24 protein-coding genes are annotated in these 25,097 nt (G+C 67.5%); 13 read left to right on the forward strand and 11 right to left on the reverse strand.

The annotated features are described in order from the left end of the window. The first annotated feature begins 48 nt into the window (after window positions 1–48). The 3 genes from AZKH_RS20050 (at window position 49) to AZKH_RS20060 (ending at window position 4,038) form a co-directional block, all read left to right on the forward strand. On the forward strand, window positions 49–1,128 hold the full coding sequence (locus tag AZKH_RS20050; RefSeq protein ID WP_015437624.1) for an AraC family transcriptional regulator: 1,080 nt from the start codon (window positions 49–51) through the stop codon (window positions 1,126–1,128). A gap of 82 nt (window positions 1,129–1,210) precedes the next feature. Beyond that, window positions 1,211–3,310 carry a PAS-domain containing protein gene (locus AZKH_RS20055; RefSeq protein ID WP_015437625.1) on the forward strand — a complete coding sequence of 700 codons (2,100 nt, stop codon included), beginning with the start codon at window positions 1,211–1,213 and terminating at the stop codon, window positions 3,308–3,310. Then, on the forward strand, window positions 3,307–4,038 hold the full coding sequence (locus AZKH_RS20060) for a response regulator transcription factor (RefSeq protein WP_015437626.1): 732 nt from the start codon (window positions 3,307–3,309) through the stop codon (window positions 4,036–4,038). The genes AZKH_RS20055 and AZKH_RS20060 overlap by 4 nt, the downstream gene beginning before the upstream one ends. Here AZKH_RS20060 and AZKH_RS20065 read toward each other — a convergent pair. The 5 genes from AZKH_RS20065 to AZKH_RS20085 form a co-directional block, all read right to left on the reverse strand. Next, on the reverse strand, window positions 3,983–4,813 hold the full coding sequence (locus AZKH_RS20065) for a metal ABC transporter permease (RefSeq protein ID WP_015437627.1): 831 nt from the start codon (window positions 4,811–4,813) through the stop codon (window positions 3,983–3,985). The genes AZKH_RS20060 and AZKH_RS20065 overlap by 56 nt on opposite strands. Further along, window positions 4,810–5,724, reverse strand: a complete 915-nt coding sequence (locus tag AZKH_RS20070; RefSeq protein ID WP_041656434.1) for a metal ABC transporter solute-binding protein, Zn/Mn family — start codon at window positions 5,722–5,724, stop codon at window positions 4,810–4,812. The genes AZKH_RS20065 and AZKH_RS20070 overlap by 4 nt, the downstream gene beginning before the upstream one ends. A gap of 29 nt (window positions 5,725–5,753) precedes the next feature. Then, the gene (locus AZKH_RS20075) at window positions 5,754–7,181 is read right to left on the reverse strand and encodes a hypothetical protein (RefSeq protein WP_015437629.1); all 1,428 of its coding nucleotides are present in this window, start codon (window positions 7,179–7,181) and stop codon (window positions 5,754–5,756) included. A 73-nt stretch (window positions 7,182–7,254) separates the two neighbouring features. After that, complete coding sequence (locus AZKH_RS20080; protein ID WP_015437630.1) at window positions 7,255–7,614, reverse strand: hypothetical protein; 360 nt, start codon at window positions 7,612–7,614, stop codon at window positions 7,255–7,257. 112 nt (window positions 7,615–7,726) lie between these two features. Beyond that, window positions 7,727–9,394, reverse strand: coding sequence for a hypothetical protein (locus AZKH_RS20085; protein ID WP_041656435.1), 1,668 nt, complete (start codon window positions 9,392–9,394; stop codon window positions 7,727–7,729). Between the two features lie 125 nt (window positions 9,395–9,519). Between AZKH_RS20085 and AZKH_RS20090 the strand changes: the two genes are divergently transcribed. Further along, a complete protein-coding gene (locus AZKH_RS20090) occupies window positions 9,520–9,996 on the forward strand; it encodes a VOC family protein (RefSeq protein ID WP_015437632.1) in 477 nt (158 codons plus the stop codon). A gap of 15 nt (window positions 9,997–10,011) precedes the next feature. Here the strand turns inward: AZKH_RS20090 and AZKH_RS20095 are convergent, their stop codons facing one another. The 6 genes from AZKH_RS20095 to AZKH_RS20120 form a co-directional block, all read right to left on the reverse strand. Beyond that, window positions 10,012–10,878 (reverse strand): neutral zinc metallopeptidase, encoded by an 867-nt coding sequence (locus AZKH_RS20095; RefSeq protein ID WP_015437633.1) that lies wholly within the window; start codon window positions 10,876–10,878, stop codon window positions 10,012–10,014. Between the two features lie 97 nt (window positions 10,879–10,975). Next, entirely contained in the window at window positions 10,976–13,210 is a 2,235-nt protein-coding gene (locus AZKH_RS20100) for a bifunctional diguanylate cyclase/phosphodiesterase (protein WP_015437634.1), read from the reverse strand. Next, a complete protein-coding gene (locus AZKH_RS20105) occupies window positions 13,194–14,324 on the reverse strand; it encodes a sensor histidine kinase (protein ID WP_015437635.1) in 1,131 nt (376 codons plus the stop codon). The genes AZKH_RS20100 and AZKH_RS20105 overlap by 17 nt, the downstream gene beginning before the upstream one ends. A 70-nt stretch (window positions 14,325–14,394) precedes the next feature. Further along, window positions 14,395–15,180: a gamma-glutamyl-gamma-aminobutyrate hydrolase family protein gene (locus tag AZKH_RS20110; protein WP_015437636.1), complete on the reverse strand. Its 786-nt coding sequence runs from the start codon at window positions 15,178–15,180 to the stop codon at window positions 14,395–14,397. Window positions 15,181–15,213: 33 nt separating this feature from the next. After that, a complete protein-coding gene (locus tag AZKH_RS20115) occupies window positions 15,214–16,332 on the reverse strand; it encodes a YbdK family carboxylate-amine ligase (RefSeq protein WP_015437637.1) in 1,119 nt (372 codons plus the stop codon). Beyond that, on the reverse strand, window positions 16,329–17,534 hold the full coding sequence (locus AZKH_RS20120) for a cation:proton antiporter (RefSeq protein ID WP_015437638.1): 1,206 nt from the start codon (window positions 17,532–17,534) through the stop codon (window positions 16,329–16,331). Before AZKH_RS20120 ends, AZKH_RS20115 begins: the two co-directional genes overlap by 4 nt. A gap of 451 nt (window positions 17,535–17,985) precedes the next feature. Between AZKH_RS20120 and nifA the strand changes: the two genes are divergently transcribed. From nifA to AZKH_RS20165, 9 genes are all read left to right on the forward strand, one after another. Beyond that, window positions 17,986–19,617: a nif-specific transcriptional activator NifA gene (gene nifA, locus AZKH_RS20125; protein ID WP_015437639.1), complete on the forward strand. Its 1,632-nt coding sequence runs from the start codon at window positions 17,986–17,988 to the stop codon at window positions 19,615–19,617. A gap of 271 nt (window positions 19,618–19,888) precedes the next feature. After that, window positions 19,889–21,454, forward strand: coding sequence for a nitrogenase cofactor biosynthesis protein NifB (nifB, locus tag AZKH_RS20130; protein WP_015437640.1), 1,566 nt, complete (start codon window positions 19,889–19,891; stop codon window positions 21,452–21,454). A gap of 42 nt (window positions 21,455–21,496) precedes the next feature. Then, complete coding sequence (locus tag AZKH_RS20135; RefSeq protein ID WP_015437641.1) at window positions 21,497–21,718, forward strand: 4Fe-4S binding protein; 222 nt, start codon at window positions 21,497–21,499, stop codon at window positions 21,716–21,718. A 12-nt stretch (window positions 21,719–21,730) separates the two neighbouring features. Then, window positions 21,731–22,105, forward strand: coding sequence for an iron-sulfur cluster assembly accessory protein (locus tag AZKH_RS20140; RefSeq protein WP_015437642.1), 375 nt, complete (start codon window positions 21,731–21,733; stop codon window positions 22,103–22,105). A gap of 10 nt (window positions 22,106–22,115) precedes the next feature. Further along, a complete protein-coding gene (locus AZKH_RS20145) occupies window positions 22,116–22,886 on the forward strand; it encodes a 4Fe4S-binding leucine-rich repeat protein (protein ID WP_015437643.1) in 771 nt (256 codons plus the stop codon). Window positions 22,887–22,911: 25 nt separating this feature from the next. Then, on the forward strand, window positions 22,912–23,253 hold the full coding sequence (locus tag AZKH_RS20150; protein WP_015437644.1) for a nitrogen fixation protein NifZ: 342 nt from the start codon (window positions 22,912–22,914) through the stop codon (window positions 23,251–23,253). After that, window positions 23,250–23,492, forward strand: coding sequence for a nitrogen fixation protein NifZ (locus tag AZKH_RS20155; protein ID WP_015437645.1), 243 nt, complete (start codon window positions 23,250–23,252; stop codon window positions 23,490–23,492). The genes AZKH_RS20150 and AZKH_RS20155 overlap by 4 nt, the downstream gene beginning before the upstream one ends. Before the next feature lie 17 nt (window positions 23,493–23,509). Further along, window positions 23,510–23,908, forward strand: a complete 399-nt coding sequence (locus tag AZKH_RS20160) for a DUF3024 domain-containing protein (protein ID WP_197538736.1) — start codon at window positions 23,510–23,512, stop codon at window positions 23,906–23,908. Between the two features lie 14 nt (window positions 23,909–23,922). Then, window positions 23,923–25,068, forward strand: coding sequence for a cysteine desulfurase family protein (locus tag AZKH_RS20165; protein WP_015437647.1), 1,146 nt, complete (start codon window positions 23,923–23,925; stop codon window positions 25,066–25,068). The last annotated feature ends 29 nt before the right edge of the window (window positions 25,069–25,097 follow it).

A 25,097-nucleotide genomic window follows, 5' to 3' on the forward strand; every position in this document is an offset into this window, starting at 1 on the left:
GTCGATCCCGCCATCACTCGATTTTCGACCCACGCGCCGAGCCCCAAGATGAACACGCCCCCCTCTCCCGATCACGCGCCGATGCCGCAGAAACCGCGGCGCCGTGCGACTGTCGCGATGGGTTTCGTGACCGGGATGCTCGCCGGGATGCGCCGGCGCGGGCTCGACGCGGGGCCCTATCTCGCTGCAGCCGGCATCGACCTTGCAGACCCTGCCACGCGGATTCCGATCGACCGCTACGCGCGGCTCTACAACGACATCACGTGCGCGCTCGACGACGAGGGCTTCGGGCTGTTCGCTCAGCCGATGCGGTCTGGAAGTTTCGAGTTCCTGTGCCGCGGCATGCTCGGCGCGGCGACGCTCGGCGAGGCGCTCGACCGCGCGGCGCGTTTCCTGCGCATCGTGCTGCCCGACATGGCGGTGAGCGTGCGGCGCGCGGAGAATCCGGGCGAGGACCGGGCGGAGCTGCGCATCTCGGAAACGCGTCGGCTCGCCGACGTACGCGGAGACCCGGCGCGCGTCTTCGCCTTCGAATGGCTGCTGCGCCTGATCCACGCCGTCGCGTGCTGGCTCGTCGGCCGCGGCCTCGCGCTCGACGCCGTGCTCTTCCCCTATCCGCGCCCGCCGCACGCGGACGACTACGCGCTGGTCTATACGGAACATTCGTTCTTCGACGCCGGCACACTGGTCGCGCGCCTGCAGGACAACCTGCTCGACCTGCCGGTGCGGCGCGACGAGGCGGCGCTCAACACCTTCCTCGACGGCGCGCCGGGCAAGATCACGATGCTGTACCGGCGCGACCGCGACATGGTGCTGCGCGTGCGCGATCTCCTGCGCGACGCGCTGCCCGCGAGCCTCGCGCAGGAGGACGTCGCCGCCCGCCTGCACCTGTCGCCGCGCACGCTGCACCGCCGGCTGGAAGACGAAGGATCGAGCTTCCGTACGATCAAGGATGCGCTGCGTCGCGACATCGCGCTCGCCCGCCTGACGAAGACGGCGCAGCCGGTTGCGGCGATCGCGGCGGAGCTGGGTTACGCGGATACGTCGGCCTTCTACCGCGCGTGCGTCGCGTGGACCGGAGTATCGCCGGAGCGCTTCCGCAGACAGTTGCAGGGGCACGGGCAATGAATTTCCACTTTACGGGCACGTCAACTCGTTGGCCGGTCTGCACTAGAATGCGTATCAAAATTTGTCGGAGACCCCTCGCCTGATGCTCCGCAACGCCCCCTCGCCCGATCCGTCGAAACCCGCGCCGCGCATGTCCTCGCAGGAACTGCGGCGCTACGACCTGTTGCTCGCCGGGCTGGACCTGCTCGACCAGGCGATCGCGGTGTTCGATGCGACGCCCAAGCTCGTCACCTGGAACAAGGCGATGCTGCGCCTGCTGGATTTCCCCGAGAAGATGGTGCGCGTCGGCACGCCCTTCGAGGAATTCGTGCGCTTCAACGCAGAGCGCGGCGAATACGGCGAAGGCGATCTCGAAAAGCTGGTTTCGGAGCGCATGGCGGCAGCGCGCGCCTTCCTGCCGCACTACGTCGAGCGCGAACGTCCGAACGGCAAGATCCTCGCGATCCGCGGCGTGCCGATCCCGAACCTCGGTTTCGTGTCGCTATGGACCGACGTCACCGAGCAGCGCCGCTACGAGGAGGTAATCCGCCAGCAGAACGCCGAGCTCGAAGCGCGCGTGAAGGCGCGCACCAAGGAGCTCGAGAACGCCAACGCGCGCCTCGCGCATGCTAACGCCGAAATCGACGAGATCGCCGGCGCCTTGCGACGCAGCGAGGAGCGGCTGAAGCTCATCATCGACTCGATCCCGGCGCTGATTGCCTACGTCGATCGCAACGAGGTCTACCAGTTCGCGAACCGGGGCTACACGGAGTGGTTCGGCATCGCGAAGGAAGAGATCGTCGGCCGCAGCATCAGGAGCGTGTTCGGCGACGAGCTTTACCCGCTGGTCGGCAAGCAGCTGAAGATCGCCGCGACGGGCGAACGGGTGAGCTACGAATACGCGCGCACGATCGAGAACGGACGCATCGTCCACGCACGCAGCGTGATCGTCCCGGAGGTGTCGGCGCAGGGCGAGGTGATGGGCTACTTCGTGCTGTCGATCGACATCACGGAGCAGAAGGCGAGCCAGGCGGCGCTCGTGCAGGCGCAGAAGATGGAAGCGGTCGGCCAGCTCACGGGCGGCCTCGCGCACGACTTCAACAATCTGCTGACGATCATCATCGGCAACCTCGCCGCGCTGCAGTCGCAACTGCCGCCCGGCGGGCTCGTGTCCGAACATCTCGATCCGGCGTTGCACGCCGCGCGGCGCGGCGCCGAACTGATCAAGCGTCTGCTGACCTTCTCCCGCGGGCAGGTGCTGGAGCCGAACGTCGTCGAGGTCGGCGCGCTCGTGCACAACATGGCGCAGCTGCTGAGGCGCTCGCTGACCGAAAACGTGCGCGTACACACGCGCCTGCCGGCGTCGCCGCTATATGCTTTCGTCGACCCGCACCAACTCGAGAACGCGCTGCTGAACCTCGCGCTCAACGCGCGCGACGCGATGCCCGACGGCGGCGACCTGACGGTGGCGATCAGCGAACGCCACATCCCCGAGAGCCTGTCGGTGCTGGTCGAGCTGCCGGTCGGCGACTACGTGCAGATCGACGTCACCGACACCGGCGCCGGCATCGAACCGGAACTCTTGCCGCGGCTCTTCGAACCCTTCTTCACGACGAAGCCCTTTGGCCGCGGCAGCGGACTGGGGCTCGCGATGGTGTATGGCTTCGTGCGCCAGTCGGGCGGCAACATCCGCGTCCGCAGCACGCCGGGGGCCGGCACGACGGTGACTTTCGTGCTGCCGCGCGCGAGCGAACCGACGGCCGCCGAAACGCAGCCCGCCAGCGCAAACACGCGGACGGCCCGGGCGGTCTCCGGTCCGGTGCTGCTCGTCGAGGACGAACCCGAGGTCCGGCGCATCATCCGCATGCAGCTCACGGCGCTCGGCCATTCGGTAATCGAAGCCGGCGACGGCGTCGAGGCGTGGAGCCTGATCGAGGCCGTGCCCGACATCGCGATCCTCGTCACCGATACGATCATGCCCGGCGGCATCAACGGCCGTGAGCTCGTCACGCGTACCCGCAGCTTGCGCCCCGAGATGCCGATCCTGATGATCACCGGTTACGCGAGTGACAACGCGCTCGCCGGCACCGCCGAGCTCGACGTGCCGGTGCTGCGCAAGCCCTTCGAGCAGGACACGCTCGCCGCCGCACTCGACGCCATCCTCGAACTCGCCCACCCCACCGTGGAAGCCCCCGATCAATGACCGAACACGAGACTTCGTCGCCGCTTATCCTGGTACTCGAAGACGAGCCGGACATTGCGAACCTGATTTGCAGCGCGCTATCCGGCTACGGCTTTCGCAGCGAATCGCTCCGCACTGGCCGCGAATTGCTCGCCCGCGCGCGGCAGTGCTCGCCCGACCTCGTGATCGTCGATCTCGGCCTGCCCGACATGGACGGCATGCAGGTGGTGCGCGAACTGCAGGACGGCGCGCCGTGCGCGGTGCTGATCCTCACCGGTCGCAACGACGTCACCGACCGCGTGCTGGGCCTCGAACTCGGCGCCGACGACTACATCGTCAAGCCCTTCGAGCCGCGCGAACTCGTGGCCCGAGTACGCTCGATCCTGCGTCGCTACGCGCGCTCGGCCGCCCCGGAGGCGCCTGCGGATCCCGTCGAGCGGACCGTTGCGCGCTTCGGCGACTGGCGCTTCGACACGGGGCGCCACATGCTGATCAAGCCCGACGGCGCGGAGGTCGCGCTGTCGTCATCGGAAGCCGCGCTGCTGCTGACATTGGTGCGCCGCCCGAACAAGATCCTCAGCCGCGAACAGCTCCTCGGCGAGCGCGACGTCGATCCCTTCGACCGCAGCATCGACGTGCGCATCTCGCGCCTGCGCCGCAAGCTCGACGACGACCCGCACAGCCCGAAGCTGATCAAGACCGTCTACGGCGCAGGCTACCTGTTCTCGTCGCAGGTGAGCTGGGAGTAGCGGCCAGCGCCCGCTCGGGGCCGGGGCGTGCCGCCAGCGCGCCGACCAGCGCGCAGGCGGCCAAGGTCCACACGATCACCGCGCCCGACGGCAGGTCGAAGACCGCCGACAGCGCGAGCCCGAGCGCGTAGCCGGTCGCGCCGAGGATGTACGCAACGGCGTAGCGCCGCGGACCGTAATGCGCACGCGTGCCGAGCGCCGGGATGATCAGGCTCGAGAACACGAGGTACACGCCGACAAGCTGCACGGACGCCGTCACTGCGAGCGCGAAGGCGCCGTAGAAGCCGAAGCGGCCGAGGCGGCGCACCCAGCCGAGCGCCATCGCGATGACGAGCAGCACGGAGACGCCCGCCAGCCATAGCAATTGCGTCGTGCTCACCCACAGAATCTGGCCGACGAGCAGGTCCTTCAGGTGCTCGCCGCCGTGCGGGTTGCCGGCGAGCATCAGGATGCCCGCGCAGGCGGCGAGGATGAACATCACGCCGATCAGCGCCTCCTGCTGGCGCGGCGCGCGCCGTTCGGTCCAGGTCAGCAGCAGCGCGCCGAGCAGCGCGGCAGTGACCGCCGCGACCTGCACGGCGACACCGCCTTCCGGCATCCCCAGCGCGTCGGCCGCGATCACACCGAGCCCGGCGATTTGCGCGATCGCGAGATCGATGAAGACGATGCCGCGATCAAGCACCTGCGTGCCCAGCGGCACATGCGTGGCGAGCACCAGCAGGCCGGCGACGAGCGCCGGTCCGAGGATGCTCCAGTCGAGCGCGCCCCAGTTCATTTCTTGCCTCCCGCCGCCAGCAGGCGGGCCACGGTGTCGTCGAAGAGGCCGAAGAGATCTTTCGCGCCCTCGGTGCCGCCGACGGTGAAAGGCAGCTTGACGGCCGGTACGCCGGCGTTGGTGTTGAGCCAGTCGGACGCGCGCGAATCCTGATAGGCGGCGTAGATCACCATGCGCACCGGCGTGCCCTTCAGCGTCGACATGACGCCCTGCAGATGCGAGGCCGTCGGTTCGACGCCGGGCTTGGGTTCGAGCACGGCGACTTCCTTGAGTCCGAGCCAGTCATAGAGATACGTGAAGGCCTTGTGCTGCGAAACGACCGGCGCCCCTTTGAGCGGCGCCGCCTGGGTGTTCCAGCGCGTCATCGCCTGCTGCCAGCGCTGCGCGAAGTCCGCCTGGCGCTTGGCGTAGTCCGCCGCGTGCGCGGGATCGACCTGCTGCAGGCGCGTCCCGAGGGCTGTGGCGACCTGCGCAATGTTGCGCGGATCGGTCTGGATGTGCGGATTGCCGGCCGCATGGACGTCGCCTTGCGAGCGGTCGAGCTGCCCGGGCACGTCGAGCTTGCGCACGTAGTCGGCCGCGGCGAAGTTGCCGGGCTGGCCGGCTTGCACCTTCGCGTTGCCGGACTGCTGCAGCAGCACCGGCAGCCAGCCGATCTCGAGCTCGGCACCGGTGCAGACGACGAGGTCCGCGTTGCGGGCGCGCGCGATCAGGCTCGGCTTGGCCTGGATCTGGTGCGGGTCCTGCAACGCGGTCGTCGCGACCGAGACCTCGACGAGGTTGCCGCCGAGTTCCTCGGCGAGCGCGCCCCACTCGGGTTCGCAGGCGAAGACGCGGAGCGCAGCGTCGGCGGGATTCGCGAGCAGCGCCAGCGGCGCAGCAAGCAGTGCAAACAGGGTCTTGCGATTCATGGTGGTTTTCTCCTGGGCCGACGCGGGCATCAGTAGCTGTGCGCGCCGTGCGCGCCGAGGCTCATCTGGTACTGGACGAAGAACTGGTTGTCGGTGACGCCGTCGCGCGAGCGGTCCTGCGCGAACTGCAGGCGCACGCGCGAGAACTCGCTCGGGTTGTAGTCGAGCATCAGCGTGTTCTTGTGCGGGTGGAAGTTGCTGTCGGCGAATGCGAGCGCGCTGCCGCCGAAGTCCGGCGAGCCGGCGTCGAGCCGCTCGGTGCGCAGGCCGACGCGCCAGCCCGGCATGAACTGGTAGATGCCCTGCAGGTACCAGCCAGACTGTACGACGCGGAAGTTGCCGCTGCCGTCGGTGTTGCCGACGTCGTAGACAAGGCTGCCGTCGCGCGTGCCGTGCAGGTATTCGCCTTGCAGCTTGAAGCTGGTGCGCGTCGCGTTGCCATTCGGCGCCCATTTCCAGACGGCGTCGGCGACCCACACGCGCGTCTTGCCCGTAAAGGCGTTGGTGACGCCGTTTCCGGCCGCGTCCGTCGCGTCGAGTTCCTGATCATCGGCCTTCGCATGCAGCAGCGACAGCCCGGCGCGCCAGCTATGGCTGTCGCCAATGTCGCCGCCGGCATGGGCGGTCAGTGCGACCATGCCGGCGCCGTTGCGCGAGGTATCGGTACCCGGGAAGCTGCGCCCGCGCCCGACTTCCGCGCCCAGTTCGAGGTACTGGTCGATCGGCGCGAGCCAGGTGAGCTGCAGGCCGTCGTCGCCGAACTGCGTGCCGAGCATCGCCTGGTAGGCGAGCGGGTTGTCGACGAAGTCCCAGGTGTGGGCATGCTGCGCGTTGAGGTAGCCGATGCCGGAGAAGAAGCGGCCGGCCTTTAGCGAGAAGCCCTGCCCGAGCGAGGTCGTCTGGACGAAGGCTTCCTCGACCGAGACTTCGTTGTCCGGGTGAAGCGCGATGTTGGCCGAGCCGCGCCACCACGGATCGATGTTGGCCGACAGGCCGAGCTCCGTTTCGGCGAGGCTGAAGCCGCGCGTTCCAGGCCCGACTTCGGCATCGCCCGGCAACTGGAAGCCGGTGATGCCGAAATTCTCGGGGTCCTTCGAGGTGCGCGTGTACAGGCCCGAGAGGATCAGCGAGATCGCGGGATTGAAGGCGTTGGCCCCGCCGCCCGCCGCGGCGACGGCCGGCGGTGGCACGTTCGGGACCGGCGCCGCAGCGGGCGCCGCAGCGGCGGCATCAGAGGTGGCGGGCGCTGCCGCGACGGCGGCCTCGGCAGCTTTCAGGCGCTGTTCCATCGCCTGGAGGCGTGCCTCGTAGGCCGCACGCATCGCATCGATTTCCTGGCGCAGTGCGGCGATGTCGGAGGAAGTGTTGGAGGGCGGGGTTTGGGGCGGACTTTGGGCCAGCGCGGCAAACGGCGTGGCGAGGGCGAGCGCGAGGCTCGCCGGCAAGAGCTTCTTCATGGGTTCTTGTTCCTGCAGGAATGTCGAAACGCGCCCGCCCGCAGTCGATGCGGGTAGGCGGCGAGTGAATCGATCAGTGCGGAACGAAGAAGGGAGGTGCGCGGCTGAGGTAGGCTCGTGCCGGCGACGGCAGCCAGTCGCTGTCGAACGCGGCTTGCGGTACTTCGTGGCTCGCCGTCAGGTCCGGCAGCGTTGGCGGCGCACCGCGCAAGCCGCCGCTGCCGATGGCGGCGGCGATCAGGCACAGGTCGCAAGGCGTGTCGGGCAGACCGCCGCCGTCCTCGACCTGAAGGGCCGTCTGCCGGTCGAGATGCGATACCGCATGGAAAATCGCCGCCATCTGCCCGATCGGCAGCAGCAGTGCGAGCCACAGCAGCCACGCAAAATGACGTGGCGCGGTGCGGTAAGGGGATGCAGGCGCGGCGACCGACAACGGATCTATCTCAGCCTGGACGCTTCACGAGTTGAGGTACGGGAACGGCACGAGGGTGTCGTTCTGCCCATTGTAGCGGCCATTCGCGTCGATCTGCGCGCGGGCAATGCCGTCATCCGCCGCGCTTCCACACGGCCGCGAACGCCTTGATCTTGGTCCACACCGACAGGCGCTCGTCCGACAGCGCGTCGAGGAAGTCCGACAGCCGCTTCGACTTCGCCATCGTGTAGAGCGTCAGCGCGGCGGTGGTGCCGGCGACGAAGACGAACAGCCCGAGGCGCTGCATCATCGGCGCATCGGCTTCGGCGAAGAGGTTCATGCCGAGGAAACCGGTCGTGACCGAGCCGATCAGGCCGAAGACCGTGACGACCGTGAGGCGCACGACGGTATTGGCCTGGCGCCGCAGGCTGTCGCCCGCCAGGTAGTCGTCCATGTCGGCGATGCGCTCCTTGACCTCGGCGTAGAGGGGATCGAGCTCGAGGTGCGACGCGGTCATGCGGAAGAGCGTGCGCGCCTGCGCCTGTTCGGCGATCTCGTGGAACCAGTAACGGTGCGTGAAACGCAGGAAGCCTTCGAAGCTGCCGCGGATCGCGCGCTTGAAGCGGCGCACGCTGACCGGATCGGAGACATTCAGGCGCTTCAGCGCTTCGACGAGGCGATCTGAGAACATCAGCAGCGCCGCCTTCTGGAAATGCGCGATCAGGAAAAGCAAGAAGTGCTGGTGGCCGAACTGCGCCCTCACGCCGAATTCCGGGCTGGTGAAAAACGGCGAGCGCGCATCGCCCACGACCACCAGCGAGTGCCCGCTGCACAGGTAGCGCGTATGCGGCGCCGCACCGCCGGCGGACCAGAAGCGGTCGTAGCAGAAGCGCTCCTCGAAGTCCGCCAGATGCGTCTCGGCGAAGGGCGGCTCGTCGCAGGGGCCGTCGGACATCGCCGCGGAGGGCTGCGATCGTGCACCGGTGACGAGGCCGAGCCGGACGAAGTCGTTGCGGGTGAGCGCGGCGGGGTTGTCGAGCGCGAGGTAGGCCATCAGCGGCATGCGGTAATACTCGATCTGGCGGTAGCGCAGCGCGCCCGGGCGGTCGGAGCGATCGCTGACGAGCGGATCGAGCACGAAGGCCCAGTGTGCGGCGATGCGCGGGGCGCGGTGCTGGCGCACGTGGGCGAGGAAGGTGTCGCGCTCGTTCGCGTCGGTGCTCGCGAGCACGGTGCCGTTCGCGTCCAGCCAGTCGAAGACCGCGAGACTGTGCAGCGGATGTTCGTGGGCATCCCAGCCGGACGGATAGGCGCGCCCGAAGCGGTACATCAGCTCCTGCGCGACCGAGAGCGGCAGGTTTTCCGCGCGTACCGCGACTTTCAGCAGGACGACATCGACGTCGAAGAAGAAATGCAGCCTGACCTGCGAGACGTCGAGCCTGACCGGCGCGTCGCCTTCACGCACCGCGACGCGTGCAGCGACGATGTCGCGCCGCTCGAAGATGCGCATCGGCGAATCCTCGTATCCGCCTTCGGCCGAATGGGCCGACACCCCGTCGCCGTACAGGAAACGCTGCACGTAGGGCAGGAAGGTGACGAACTCGTGGTAGTGGCGCTCACCGAAATGATCCCGCTCGCGGCCGCTTTCGCGCCACGCGCAGCTCGCCTCCATTTCCTGCAGCAGCCACCAGGGGCGTGGCTGGACGCCCGAAGCATCGGCGACCGGCAGCAGCCGCAGCGGCCACAGGAGCACCTGGTTGAAATGGCGGACGACGGGTTCTTCAGCCTGTCTCGCAGTCACGTTCAGCCTGCCTCGGGGATCCGGGAGGGGCAGTGTAATCGTATCGGACCGCCGCAGCGACTCGACGCTGACACGAGAAGTCGCCATAATTATGAATTCTTAATCCAATCCGTGCGGAGATTTCCATGACGCAGCGCCCCTTCAAGATCCTCGGCATCCAGCAGATCGCCATCGGCGGCCCGAGCAAGGACAAACTCAAGACCTTGTGGGTCGACATGCTCGGTCTGGAAGTCACGGGCAACTTCGTCAGCGAGCGCGAGAACGTCGACGAGGACATCTGCGCGATGGGCAAGGGGCCGTTCAAGGTCGAGGTCGACCTGATGCAGCCGCTCGATCCGGAGAAGAAGCCCGCCGTGCACGCGACGCCGCTGAACCACGTCGGCCTGTGGGTGGACGACCTGCCGACGGCGGTCGAATGGCTGTCGGCCAACGGCGTGCGTTTTGCGCCGGGCGGCATCCGCCGCGGCGCCGCGGGCTACGACATCACCTTCCTGCATCCGAAGGGCAACGAGGAGTTCCCGATCGGCGGCGAAGGCGTTCTGGTCGAGCTGGTGCAGGCACCGGCGGAAGTCGTCGAAGCGTTCGCGAAGCTCGCGGGCTGAGGGTTTCGACCCCGGTCAGGGGTTCGCCACCTTAAAGGTGTCGCAGGCCTTGAGACTGCCCTTTTCGAGGCCGACGCGGAACCAGCGCACGCGCTGCGCGGAGCTGCCGTGCGTGAAGCTGTCGGGCACCACGCGGCCCTGCGTCTGGCGCTGAAGCTGGTCGTCGCCGATCGCGGTCGCGGCGGCCAGCGCCTCCTCGACGTCGCCCGCCTCCAGCACGTGGCGGGTGCGGTCGGCATGGTTCGCCCAGACGCCGGCGAAGCAGTCGGCCTGGAGTTCGACCCGCACCGACAGCTGGTTGCCCTGGCGCTCGGACATCCGCTCGCGCGCCCGCTGCACCTTCTCCGAAATCCCCATCAGGTTCTGTACGTGGTGGCCGACCTCGTGCGCGATCACGTAGGCCTGCGCAAAGTCGCCGGGCGCGCGGAAGCGCCGCTCCATCTCGTTGAAGAAGGAGAGGTCGAGATACACCTTCCGGTCGGCGGGACAATAGAACGGTCCCATCGCCGCCTGACCCACTCCGCAGCCGCTGCGCGTGGCGCCCGTGTAGAGCACGAGCCGCGGGTCCTCGTAGCGTGCGCCGCCCGAACGGAAGATCTCGCCCCAGGTGTCTTCGGTGTCGGCGAGCACCTGGGAGGCGAAGTGCGCAAGCTTGTCCTCGGCGGGCGGGCGCGGTGCGGCGTGCTGCGTTTGCGCGGGCCGCGGCGCTACGCTCGCCGTGTTGAGCACGACGCGCGGGTCGATGCCGAAATAGGCTGCGACGAGTGCCAGCACGACCGTGCCGATGCCGATGCTGCGGCCGCCGAAGCCGAATCCGCCCCCGCCTCCTTCGCCGCGCCGGTCCTCGACGTTTTCGCTTTCCCGGCCGTCACGAAATAACATGTCTGCCTCTGTTGATTGATGCTGGAAGGGCCGCATTATGGAGCGGTCGACCGGCGCTGCCGTCGCTGGCGCGTAAGCAGGTGTATATCAACGCCCTTCAGTGGCGCACGTGGTCCTTCGGTCGGCCGGCGATCCACGCTTCGAGCGCCTCGACCGGCATCGGCCGGGCATAGAGGAAGCCCTGGACGATGTCGCAGCCAAGCTCGCGCAGGCGGCTGAGCTGGGCGGCCGATTCCACGCCCTCCGCGATCGTGCCGACGCCGAGCTTGCGCGCGATCGCGACGATCATTTCGGCGAAGAGATCGCCGCGCCCGGAATCGATCTCGACGACGAAGGATCGATCGATCTTGAGCGTATCGATCGGGAGTTCGCGCAGGTAGCCGAGCGACGAATAGCCGGTGCCGAAGTCGTCGACGCTGATGTGCACGCCGCTTTCCCGCAGCGCCTTCAGGTTGTCGAGGACAACACCCGGTTCCTCCATCAGGATGCTTTCGGTAATCTCGAGCTCCAGCGCCGACGGCAGAATACCGTGCGCGGCAAGCACGCGCGCGACCGCCGCCGGGAAATCCACGAGGCGGAACTGGGGCATGCTGACGTTGACGGCCATCCGCAGCGCGGGGCCGCCGGCCTGCTGCAGGCGGTGCAAGGTGGCACAAGCCTGGTCGAGGACCCATTCGCCGATCGCGGTGATCAGGCCCGAGTCTTCGGCGAGCGGGATGAACACGTCCGGCGGCTGGACGAAATCGTCGTCGGACGGCCAGCGCAGCAAGGCTTCGACGCCGACCAGCCCGTCGCCGACAAGCGCGACCTGGGGCTGGTACCAGACGGCCAACCGGTTGGCGAGAAAGTCGTGTCGCAAGTGGCGGATCAGGTCCAGGCGCCGTCGCGTACGCTCCTCCATTGCCGGCTTGAAGTCGCACTCGCGTCGATCGGGTGACATGCGCGCCTGCGTGAGCGCCATTTCCGCGCGACGGAATAGCGTGTTGCCGGAGGTGCCGGGCTCGATCTGGCAGCGGCCGAGCCTCGCCGTCACGGCCAGTTGCTGTTCGCCGGCCGCAAACGGCGCCTGCAGCGTGGCGAAGACCCGTTCGGGCGTGAGCAGCGCCGCCGGACCGATGAGGCCGAAGCCGTCGGCGTGGACGCGCGCGAGCGCGCAGCCGGGAAAGGCCTCGGCGAGCCGCGCCGCCACCGCGAGCAGGAGCTGGTCGCCGACGTCGTGGCCCAGTGCGCTGTTGATGTCGGTGAAGCGGTCGAGATCGAGCAGGCAGGCGACGAGCCCGCTTCCACGCTCGCCCGCGCCAGCCTCGGCGAGATCCGTCAGGAAGCTCACGCGGTTGCCGGCGCCCGTCAGCGGATCGTGGAAGGCCAGGTGATTGAGCCGCTCGACGAGCTTGATGTTGCCGAAACAGGACGACAGGTTGGATGCGAAGACCGTCACGAGCTGGCGATCCCCCGCCTCCAGCAAGGCATGGGTACGCAGGAACACCGCCGCCTCGTGATGGCTGCCGTGCAGGTACAGCACCGTGTGCCGCGGACCGAAGCCGTGCGACTTGCGCGCGATGCAGTCGCGGATCACGGCAGTGATCTCGGGGTCACCGAGCTGTTCGAGCGGATGGGAAATGTAAGGGGCCAAGCGCCCGGCGGCGCCGACGACGTGCAGCACCTTGTCGCGATCGTCGAGCGGTGAGCCCTTCTGCGCGCAGACGATGCCGTCACCGGGCAGGTGCAGGAGCGCCGCGATCTGGGTCAGCACGCCTTCGGCGAAGGTGTTGAGCGCATGGGCTTCCATCAGATCGGCCGACGCGCTGACAATCAGTTCGAGGCCACGACGGTTCTCGGCGATCGTGCGGATCTGGTCGTAGGCCCGCACGGCAGCCGTCAGTGTGGTGATCAGACGCGTATGGGTGAGCTCGGCCTTGGTCTTGTAGTCGTTGATGTCGTAGTCGCGGATGACCTTGAGCTCGGGCGCGTAGCCCGGCTGACCGGTACGCAGCACGATGCGGACCTCGCTGCGCTGCATCGTGTCGCGAATATGCCGGACCAGCATCAGGCCGGAATCGGAGCTTTCCATCACGACGTCGAGCAGGATGACGGCGACGTCCGGCTCGCGCGCGAGGCAGGCGGCGGCTTCGGCGGCACAGTTGGCATGCAGCAGACGCAAGGGACGGCCGCACAGCTGTACGTCCTTGAGCACGAAACGCGTGGCCGCATGGACTTCCTCGTCATCATCGACAATCAGCAGCGTCCACCGCGCCGCCGGCTCCCCATCGCGCCGCGAGGGTGGCGGGACGTCGTCGGCGAAGTCGATCAGATCTTCATCCTGGACCATCATGCTCCTCTCCCCTCAAGGCCGTTGAAGGCGCCACGCGCGGAAAGCGCAGGTCGAAGCGCGCTCCGCGGCCCGCTCCGCTCGTCAGTTCAATCGTGCCCCCGAGGGCGGCCGTCGCGAGGTTGTATACGATGTATAGACCGAGTCCGCTTCCACCGCGGCCGAGCCGCGTCGTAAAGAAGGGGTCGAAGACGCGCTTCGCGATCGCGTCCGGAATGCCCGCACCGTCGTCGCTGTAGTGCAGCAGGATCTGGCCGCCGCTGACCACTTCCGCCGCGATATGGATGTGCCCTTCCGAGCGCCCCTCGAAGCCGTGCTGCAGCGAATTGTTCACGAGGTTCGCGACGATCTGCTCGATCGGCCCGGGAAAGCTGTCGAGCTCGATCCCCGCCGGCACCGCGAGCTCGAGACCGTAGGCCGTGTGCTTGAGCTTGGGGTGCAGGGTCGACAAGACCTCCTCGATCGACTGCCGCAGGTCGAAGCGACGACGGCGCATGCTCGTCTGATCCACGGCCACCTGCTTGAAGTTCCCGATCAATTCGGCGGCGCGTCGGCAATTCTTCTCGAGCAGCGAGGCCGCATCGCGGCACTGCGCGACAAAATCGACCAGCGTCTGCTTGCGCAAGGTGCCCGCCTCCAGTTGCTCGTTGAACCCCTGAACCAGCTGGCTCAAGGCCGACGCGACGGTCAGGGAATTGCCCAGCGGCGTATTGAGCTCGTGTGCGACGCCGGCGACGAGGCTGCCCAGCGCGGCGAGCTTCTCGGTCTGCACCAGTTGCTCCATCGCCTGCTCCAGCGCGGCATTCGCGCGCCGGCGCTCGTCCACCTCGCGCTCGAGCCTGTCCTTCGCGCTCTGCAGGTCGCGATTGATGCGCTCGATGTGAAGCTGCGCCTCTTCCAGCTCGCGGGTGCGGGCACGCACCTGATCCTCCAGCCGGATCGTGTCCTGGAACCAGCCGAAATCCGTGTGGCGGGCGTTCATGTCGCGCTCGGCTCGCCCCATCAGCGCCCGCACGATCTTCTTCAGGCGCACGACCTCGCTGCGCAGCCCCTCCGGATCATCCGGAATCGGCCGATCAACCATGGCCGCCGTCGCCCGGGTCGGCAGTGCTGGCATGCGCCCTGCGGATGTGTGGCCCAGTGCTCACCGGTCGTCCCTCCTGCAGAGCTTATCTAATACCTTAGTGTTAATTCTCCGCCGCAGCCCGCGCTGCGGCGAGGAACGATGACATGATCGGACCACCGTCGAGCAGGTCGCCGCCGGCGACGTGGAACTCCGGGTGCCACTGCGTCCCGAAGAGGAAGCCGCTGCCGAGCCAGCGGATCGCCTCGACGATCCGGTCGCCGCTGGATCGCGCCTCGATTGCCAGGTCACTGCCAAGCTTATTCACCGCCTGGTGGTGGATACTATTCACTCGACCGTGCGGCCGCTCGGGGTAGATCTGCGAGAGCATCGACCCGGGCTCGACCTCGATCTCGTGATGGAACTGGTCGTAGAGCACCGGATCGCGGTGCGCATGCGCGCCCGGACGCTGTTCGAGGATGTCCTGGTACAGCGTCCCGCCGCAGGCCACGTTGATCAACTGCATGCCGCGGCAGATGCCCAGCACCGGCTTGCCCTGGATCACGAACTCCCACAGCAGCTCGATCTCGTAGAGGTCGCGGATGCGGTCGCCGGCCCACTCCGGGCGCAGCGGTGCTTCATCGTAGGTCGACGGGCTGACGTCGGCCCCGCCCTGCAGCACGAGCCCGTCCATCGCCGCGACGTAGTCGTGCACCGAGATCGCCGCGCGCGTAATGCCCAGATGCTCGCCGATCGTGGGCATCATGAAGGCCAGCGCCCCGTGGGACATGATCCAGTGGGCGACGGATTGTTCGAGGTACTGCAGGGTCTTGCCCGGAAAGCCGAGCTCCTGGGGCGGCGTGTGCAGCAGGCGGGCCGACATTCCGATGCGTAATGGACCGCGGCTCACGAAGTCCTCATCGTCTGACGTCCTCCGGTTCGCCTACGTCTTCCAGCGCAGGCATTGCAGGCGGACCATGTCGTTGAGCGAACGCGTTTCGGCGAAGTCCGCGCGCAGGCTTTCGGCATCGTTGCGCCCGAAGGCGACCATCTCGCGCAATTCGCGGCACGGGACGTCGGCCTTGAGCTCGATCGCATGCTGCTCGATGCGGTCCATCGTCGCCAGGATGTCCTCGGCGATGCTGCGGTGCTCGTGCGTGCGGGGATCGACGAAAGTGCCGGCCAGGCCGAAACGACAAGCCTCGAAGCGGTTGAAAGTATAGACCAGGTAGTCGTCCTCGGCCGGCCGCAGCGGCCGCTCGACGAGCAGGTAGCGCGCCACCGACTGGATGTAGGCGGCAAGCTGCGCCGCACGGCGCACCGTGAGCGGCGTGTCCATCACGCGCACCTCGATCGTCCCGAATTCGGGCTTGGGGCGGATGTCCCAGTAGAAGTCCTTCATGCTCTCGACGACGCCGGTCGCGGTCATCTTGTCGAAGAAGGTTTCGAAGTCCGCCCACGACTCGACGAAGGGTGCGCGCCCCGACAGCGGGAAGGCGAACACCGAGTTCAGGCGCGCGGACTGGAAACCGGTATCCGAGCCCTGGACGAAGGGGGACGAGGCCGACAGCGCGATGAAATGCGGCAGGTAGCGCGACAGCGAATGCAGCAGGTAGAGCGCGACGTCCGGCCCCGGGCAGCCGATGTGCACGTGCTGGCCGAACACCGTGAACTGCTTGGCGAGATAGCCATACAGCTCCGACAGGTGGTGGAAGCGCGGCGCATCGAAGATGCGGCGCTCGCCCCAGTGCTGGAAGGCGTGCGTGCCGCCGCCGCAGATACCGACGTTGAACTTGCCCGCCGCCTCGACGAGGGCGTCCCGGATCGCGGTGAGCTGTTCGCTGACGTCCGCATAGTGCTCGCAGATGCCGGTCGACACCTCGATCATGCTGTCCGTGATTTCGGGTTTCACGTCGCCCGGCAGCTCGCGCTTGGCGAGGGTGCGCAGCAGGTCCTCGGCGCCGCCGACGAGATCGTAGTCATGGGTATTGACGATTTGCAGTTCGAGTTCGACCCCCAGGGTCAACGGACGCGACTGGCCGAAAGCTTCCAGTGCCATCATCGATCTCCCGTGCAGTTTTCGCTCACGCGCTGCAAAGCCCTCTGAACGGCAAGGGGCCCGAGCAGCTCCATCACGACCATCATGCTCATGACGATGGGTACGAGTTTCGCGCCGAAATCCGGATACATCAGCCGGATGTCCTCGGCGATCACGAAGGCCACGCCCGACATTGGCAACAGTGCGACACCGAGCGCAATCGCCTGACGCCGCGTGATGCCGCTCACCGGCCCGGTCAGCGCGACGCCGGCAGTCTTGCCGACCGCGCGCGCGAGCAGCAGCGCCAGCCCCACGAGCCCGCCCGCCGCGATCTCTTGCAGCGTCACCGACATGCCGGTGAGCATGAAGAGCGGCACGACCAGGACGCCGCCCGCGGTGCCGAAGTGGCGCGGCCACAGCTGCGGGCGCGGGTCCATGTACTTGACGATCGCGCCGGCGATCAGCGGCGCGAGCATGCCCGGCAGCTTGAACGTCTTGAGCAGCGCGAGCACGAACAGCAGCAAGCCGAAGAGCACGACCACGCCCTGCTCGTCCGACAGGTCGAGGCTGCGCCGCAACTGGCGGAAAGCCCAGGCAAGGGCCGCACCGATCGCGAGCGAACCGCCGATCAGATAGAGCGGATGCAGCAGCGCCGCCGTCCAGTCGTTGCGGAACACGCCGTGCATGCCGCCGACGATCAGGTTCGACAGCACCAGCGAATAGGCGACGTTGAGCGCGCACAAGGCCAGCAAACGCTGCGTGACCTGCCCTTCGGCGCGGATCTCGGCGACGACCCGCATCACGACCGCGGGCGAGGTGCTGACGGCGATTGCCGCAACAGTCGCCGACATGCCGTTGCTGTAGTCCAGCCAGCGCAGGACCATGAAGGTCAGCACGAAGCTCAGCAAGGCCTCCGCGACGCTGGAGACCAGAATCCAGGGATTGGCGCGGAACCAGCGCACGTCGAGCCGCACCCCGAGCTCGAAGAGCAGCAGCGCCAGCGCGAGATCGACGGCGATGCGCAGGCCGGCGACGTCATCGCGACCGAACCAGCCGAAGACCGCGGGCCCCATCAGCAGGCCAGCGAGCGAATATCCGGTGATGCGAGGCACGCGCGCAAAGCGTGCCACCAGTTCCCCGCCGAGGCCGGCGCACAGCAGTGCAATGGCGAGACCGAAGGGGGCTTTGAAGTGGAGCGGCCATGTCGGCCAGATCGTGGGATCCATCGGCGTGTCTGTTCCTCATAGTTGTTGTCGCCGTAACCTCGATTGACCGTGAGGCAAGCGTGCAATTCCCGTTTGAGACATTTGGGCACACCTCGCCCCCGGGCCGCCGGCCCGGTTGCGGACCGGCGATTCTATTGGCGCAAATAGTATTTGTCGACATCATTTGCCGCGCGAAGCGACACGAGCGGTGTCGTGAATCCGACAGCCTGTCGCGATTGTCAGGTTTGAATGTTGCAATGCAGCACACACGTGTCGCGGACAACGGCAGCGCCAGCCGCCTCGCGCGCGGATCGCACGACATTCGTGACATACGGCACAGAGCTTGCGTCTGGCAAACCATCGATTCGCAGCCGAACGGCCCGGGCAGCACGCAGCCGCCGCGGCGGGGACCCTCGGCAGCAGAAATGCCGAAGGCATTATTGATGTCCGCTTATTCGCTTAGGAGGGGCCGATGAGCAAGACTCCGGTCCGTAACGAGCATCTCCAGCTGGTGACGATCTATGAGATCAGCAAGATCCTGGGCGAGCCCCTGGAGCTGCCGAAGATGCTGCGCAAGATCCTCAACGTCTTCGCGATCTACTTCGAAACCCGCCAGGGCACGATCAGCCTGGTGCACGAATCCGGCGAATTGCACCTCGTCGGTGCAAGCGGGATGTCCGGCGACGAATTCCGCAAGTGCCGCGAATGCGTCGGCGACGGACTGCCGGGACGCATCTTCAAGACCGGCATGCCCATCGTGATCCCGGATATCACGAAGGAGCCGCAGTTCCAGCACTGCCAGGGCTGCACCGTCGAGCTCGAAAGCCATGGCCGGCGCGTCGCCTACATCGGCGTGCCGATCAAGACCGGCCGCGAGGTCGTGGGCGTGATGGGCATCGAACGCGTGATCTTCAATCCGTCTCACCGCTTCGACGAGGACGTGAATCTGCTGAAGATGGTCGCGAACCTGATCGGACAGGCGGTGCGGCTGCACCGGGAGGCCGGGGTATCCGAGGGTGCGCCTGCCGCCGATCCGCACGTCGTCGCCGTGCCCCGGCGGCGCGAGCGCTATAGTCTCGAGAACGTCGTCGGCAACTCGTCGTCGATGCAGAAGGTGTTCGCCGAGGTGCATCAATCGGCGCCGTCGCGCTCGACGATCCTGCTGCGCGGCGAAAGCGGCACCGGCAAGGAGGTGATCGCGCGCTCGATCCACTACCTGAGCCCGCGCCGCGACGGCCCCTTCATCAAGGTGAACTGTGCGGCGCTGTCAGAGACGCTGCTCGAATCGGAACTCTTCGGCCACGAAAAGGGTGCCTTCACCGGCGCGCAGTTCGAGCGCAAGGGGCGCTTCGAGCTCGCCAACGGCGGCACGCTCTTCCTCGACGAGATCGGTGAAATCTCGCTCGCCTTCCAGGCGAAGCTCTTGCGCGTGCTGCAGGAGCGCGAGTTCGAGCGCGTCGGCGGCAACCGACCGATCAAGGTCGATGTGCGGCTGATCACCGCGACCAACCGCGACCTGGAGCGCGCGGTCACGAAAGGCGAGTTCCGCTCGGACCTCTACTACCGCATCAACGTCGTGAGCATTTTCATGCCGCCGCTGCGCGAGCGCCGCGAGGACATCCCGGCACTCGTGCAGCACTTCCTGACGCGCTACTGCAGTGACAACGACCGCGAGCTCGACATCGCCCCCGAGGCGATGCATATCCTGAAGCACTGCTACTGGCCGGGGAACGTGCGCGAACTGGAAAACTGCATCGAGCGCACGGCGACGATGACGCGCGGCGGCGTGATCCGCGAAACGAACATCCCCTGCCACTTCAACCGCTGCCTGACGCAGGTGCTGCACGTATTGAGCACCGAGGACAGCTGCGAAACCCCGGTGCGGAGCAGCTTCGGCACGGTTCCGATCAAGCAGGTCCCGATGGAGCCGGAGTCCGCGAAGGCGCCGCAGCCATCGCCAGACTTGTCGGAACGCGACACGCTGCTGTGGGCGCTGGAGCAGTCGCGCGGCGTGCAGGCGAAGGCGGCGCGGCTGCTAAACCTGTCGCCGCGCCAGTTCGGCTACGCGCTGCAGAAGCACGAGATCCGCGTGAAGAAGTTTTGACGCACCGCGGCAGGCAGGCTCGCCCTGAAACGGCGCGGACCCACGTCTGCGCCGTTTCTATTTGAATGAGCACCTTATCGCACCGCAGCAAAGCCGCCCGACAAATCCCGACGCATGCGTTGCGAATGTCCGGATTGTCGCTTTTCACACAGATCGCAAAACCAAGACAAGCACTTGATTTTACTAGATTAACACCCGTGGCATGGTTCTGGCTGTAGGGAGATCGAAGGGGCAAGCCTCCCGTCACCAATTCACCGAGTCAGAGGTCTCCATGGAACCTACCGCCTACGTTGGTGTGCAAGAAATCAAGCCGCTGCAGCAGTTGCTCGAGAAGGTCGCGGAACACAAGGGCTGCGGCACCTCATCTGGCACGTCCGGCGGCAGCGGCAAGTCGAGCTGCGGCTCGTCGGCAGGGCCGGCCGATATGTCGCCGGAAGTGTGGGAGAAGGTGAAGAACCATCCCTGCTACAGCGAAGAGGCGCACCACCACTACGCGCGCATGCACGTCGCGGTGGCACCCGCCTGCAACATCCAGTGCAACTACTGCAATCGCAAGTACGACTGTGCCAACGAGTCGCGCCCAGGGGTCGTCAGCGAGAAGCTCACGCCCGAGCAGGCGTCGAAGAAGGTGCTCGCGGTGGCCTCCGCGATCCCGCAGATGACGGTGCTGGGCATCGCCGGCCCCGGGGACCCCCTCGCGAACCCGGAAAAGACCTTCAAGACCTTCGAGCTGATCTCCAAGACCGCGCCGGACATCAAGCTCTGCCTGTCGACGAACGGGCTGACGCTGCCCGATCACGTCGAGACGATCAAGTCCTTCAACGTCGATCACGTGACGATCACGATCAACATGGTCGATCCCGAGGTGGGGCAGCACATCTACCCGTGGATCTACTACCAGAACAAGCGCTGGAAGGGCATCGACGCGGCGCGCATCTTGAGCGAGCGTCAGTTGCTGGGCCTGGAGATGCTCACCGCGGCGGGCATCCTGTGCAAGGTCAATTCGGTGATGATCCCCGGCATCAACGACCAGCATCTCGTGGAGGTGAACCGCGCGGTGAAGTCGCGCGGCGCCTTCCTGCACAACATCATGCCGCTGATCTCGGCGCCCGAGCACGGCACCGTCTTCGGCCTCAACGGCCAGCGCGGCCCCTCGGCGCAGGAGCTGAAGGCGCTGCAGGACGCCTGCGAAGGCGAGATGAACATGATGCGCCACTGCCGCCAGTGCCGCGCCGACGCCGTCGGGCTGCTGGGCGAGGACCGCAGCGCCGAGTTCACGACCGAGAAGATCGACGCGATGGAGGTCGAGTACGACGCGGCGACGCGCCAGGCCTATCAGGAACTCGTCGAGGAGCAACGCCAGGCGAAGGTCGCGGCGAAGCAGGCGGAGCTCGCCGGGCTCGCCGGCGCCGACAGCGACATCAAGCTGCTGATCGCGGTCGCGACCAAGGGCGAAGGCAAGGTCAACGAACACTTCGGTCACGCGAGCGAGTTCCAGGTGTACGAGCTCTCCACGACCGGGGCCAAGTTCGTCGGCCACCGCCGCGTCGATCTCTACTGCCAGGGCGGCTACGGCGAGGAGGACACCCTGCCGACGGTGATCCGCGCGATCAACGACTGCCACGCGGTGTTCGTCGCGAAGATTGGCGGCTGCCCGCGCGACGAGCTGAAGGCGGCCGGCATCGAGCCGGTGGATCGCTATGCCTACGAGTTCATCGAGCAGTCGGCGATCGCGTACTTCCGCGACTACCTGGCGAAGGTCGCGTCCGGCGAAATCGTCCATCAGGACCGCGGCGACGCCGACATCCGCCAGGGCGCCTACATCGCCGCTGCGTGAGCGGCGCGGCAGATCCCACCCAGACATCATCAGGAGAAAATCATGGCCTACAAGATCGTTTCCTCTCAGTGCACGGGCTGTTCGGCCTGTGAGCCCGAGTGCCCCAACGTCGCGATCCGCGAGAAGAACGGCACCTTCGTCATCGACCCCGCGAAATGCACCGAGTGCCTCGGCCACTTCGATGAGCCGCAGTGCGTCGCCGTCTGTCCGGTCGACGACACCTGTGTCATCGACAAAGCCTACCCCCGTTACCAGGCCGCCTGAGGAGAGCGCGACATGAACATCACGATCACGCCCGCCGCGGAAAAATTCATGCGCCGCATGGTGCGCTTCGGCGGCGGAGGTCCCGAAGCCGGCTTCCGGCTCGAGGTCAGCGCGGGCGGCTGTTCGGGCTACGCCTCGGAGTTCAACGTCGAAGCGCCCAGGAGCGGCGACGCGACGCTCGACTGGAACGGCCTCAAGCTGATCCTGCCCACCGAATCGCGGCTGCTCCTCGAAGGCGTGACGATCGACTTCGCCGAAACGCCGATGAGCTCGGGGCTGAGCTTCATCAACCCGAACGCCGCCGCCTGCGGCTGCAGCACGAGCGCGCCGGCCGGCCCGGCGGGGGTGACCGCGGTCAGCATCGACTCGATCCGGCGCAAGGCCTGAAGGCACGATCATGGTCCCCGCCCCTGACTCCCCCTCCGACGGCATCCCCGCCGTCGACTGGCAGGGCCGGGCGATCGACTGTGCGAGCTGCCCCCATCGCGAGCTGCGCGACGCGGGCCGCTGCGCGCCGGGCCACGCCTGCGTCGCCGACCGCTACGCGAAGCGCATCGACCGCTTCTTCGCGTGGAATCCGGGCGTCGCCGACCAAAGCCTCGACCACCCCTACTTCGAAGTGCGCGCGGTCGCCGCAAAACACGCCGACGTCTTCCGCCTGCCCGCGCTGATCGGCGATCCGGACGAGACGGTGCGCTGGAGCGTCGCGCAGCGCCTGCCGCAGCGCTACCTGATGCAGCTGCGCGACGACCCCGACCGCGAGGTGCGCATCCGCGTCGCGGCGCGGCTCGACGCGTCCGAGCTGAAGTCGATGATCGGCGACGCGGACTACTACGTGCGCACCATCGTCGCTCGCCGGCTGCCCGCCGGGCTGCTGCCGCGCCTCGCGGACGATCCGGACCGCGAAGTGCGGGTCGAGGTCGCGCGCCGTCTCGACCTTGACGCCCTGCGCGCGATGGCGGGCGACGCCGATCCGGCCGTCCGCCTCATCGTCGCGCAGCGCCTGCCGCCCACACAGGTCGCGCTGCTGATCGACGACGCCGACTGGCGCGTGCGCTACGAAGTCGCCCAGCGCATCGAGCCCGCTCGCCTCGCCCCGCTGCTCGACGACGAGGACGCGGCGGTGCGCGAAGCCGCGCGCGGGCGATTCGAGGACCGCGTCGCATGAACCCGACCGAAACGAGGAGCACGCCATGAAGATCAACCGCGACGGCGACATCGTCGAACTCAACGCGCCGCCCCGCTTCAACTACGGCGAGAAAGTCATGAGCACGAAGACCGTGCGCAACGACGGCACCTTCCCGGGCCGCGAGATCGGCGACATCCTCGTCAAGAAGGGCGACGTCGGCTACGTCAGCAGCATCGGCACCTTCCTGCAGCAGTTCTACATCTACGGCGTCGAGTTCGTCGATCACGGCTACCGCGTCGGCATGAAGGGACGCGAGCTGGTGTCGCTCGACGCCGCCACCGAAGACGAGGACGACGAGTCCCTCGCCGCCCCCCCGCTCACCATGACCTCCGGAGCCGCATCATGATGGACTTGAGATTGCCCAAATTCGACTGGGGCATGCGCGTCGTCGCCGTCGCCGACCTGCTCAACGATGGCTCCTACCCGGAACGCGCGCCCGACGCGCTGCTCGCCGGCGCGGGGACGATCGGCGAAGTCGTGCAGGTCGGCCGCCACACCGAGACCGACACGCCGGTGTACCTCGTCGAGTTCCCCGACGGCAGCGTCATCGGCTGCCTCGAAGAAGAAATCGTGCGGGCGCCGTGATCATGAAGGCCCGCGCGATGAAATCTCCCGACCCCGCCCCCGCCGCCCCCGCCACAATGGCCGCGGCGCCCGCGCCCGCCGCCCGCTTCGGCTTCCGCACCCATCCCAACGAAGTGGACCTGCGGCGCATCGAGCGCCTGCTCGAAAAGCGCATGCGCTACCGCTACGTGTCGCCACGCGTCGAAGCCTGTGAGGACGGCTATCGCGTCGTCAGTCCGTGCTGCTCGCGCACCGTCGACGAATCCGGTGGCGAGATCGACATCGCGCGCCTCGAATATGACGCTGCCGCCGGCAACTGGCGGCTGTACTCGAAGGACCACGCGCGCGGCGAATGGATGTTCTACGACAGCGGCCGCCAGATCGACGCGGTGCTGATGGCGCTGCTCGCCGATCCCTACCGCGTCTTCTGGCCCTGAACGGACAGCGATCCATGGACGCGCCGATCTACCTCGACCACAACGCGACGACGCGGCCCGCGCTGGAAGTCGTCACCGCGATGACGGACTGCCTCGAACACGGCTGGGGCAATCCGTCGAGCGCACACCGGCTCGGCGCCGAAGCGAAGGTACGCCTCAACATCGCGCGCGCCCAGGTCGCTGCGCTGGTCGGGACCGCCGCGGCGCGCATCGTCTTCACCGCGAGCGCGACCGAGGCGAACCACATGGCGATCCTCGGCGCTCTCGCGACGCGGCCGGACAAGCGCCACGTCGTCACGAGCATGGTCGAGCATCCGTCCTCGCTGATGCTCTTCCGCCACCTCGAAAGCCAGGGCGTGCGCGTGACCAGGCTGGGCGTCGACGCAGCCGGCCAGCTCGATCTCGCCGAACTGGATATGGCGATCTGCGACGACACCGCGCTCGTGAGCCTGATGTGGGCCAACAACGAGACCGGCATACTGTTTCCGGTCGCCGACATCGCGGCGATCGCGCAGCGCCGTGGCGTGCTCTTCCACTGCGACGCCGTGCAGGCCGCCGGCCGCGTGACGATCGACCTGTCGCAGCTGCCGATCGACCTGCTGACGCTGTCCGCACACAAGCTGCACGGCCCCAAAGGCGTCGGCGCCCTTTACCTGCGCAAGGAGCTCGCGCTGCCGCCGCTGGTCTTCGGCCATCAGGAACGCGGCCGCCGCGGTGGCACCGAGAACCTTGCGGCGATCGTCGGCTTCGGCATCGCGGCCCAACTCGCGGCGCGTGCCCCTGCCGAGCACATACCGCGCATCGCAGCACTGCGCGACCGCCTCGAAGCCGGGCTGATCCGGCGCCTGCCCGAGACCCGCATCACCGGCGCTGGCGCCGAACGTCTCGGCAACACCTCGAACCTGCGCTTCGCCACCGTGGACGCCGAGATCGTGCTCGACCGCCTCGACCGCGCCGGCGTCTGCGTCTCCGGCGGCTCGGCCTGCGCCGCCGGCGGCACCGAACCCTCGCCGGTGCTGCTCGCGATGGGCCAGAGCCGCGCCGAGGCGCTCGCCGCACTGCGCTTCTCGCTCGGGCGCGACACCACCGCCGTCGACATCAACCGCGTGCTCGACCTGCTGCCCGGCATCGTCCGCCCGCTGCTCGGGGAGGCCGCATGAATCCGATCCACGCAAACCTGGAGCTCGCA

Origin of the sequence: Azoarcus sp. KH32C, from assembly GCF_000349945.1 — a bacterium.
Lineage (GTDB): Bacteria > Pseudomonadota > Gammaproteobacteria > Burkholderiales > Rhodocyclaceae > Aromatoleum.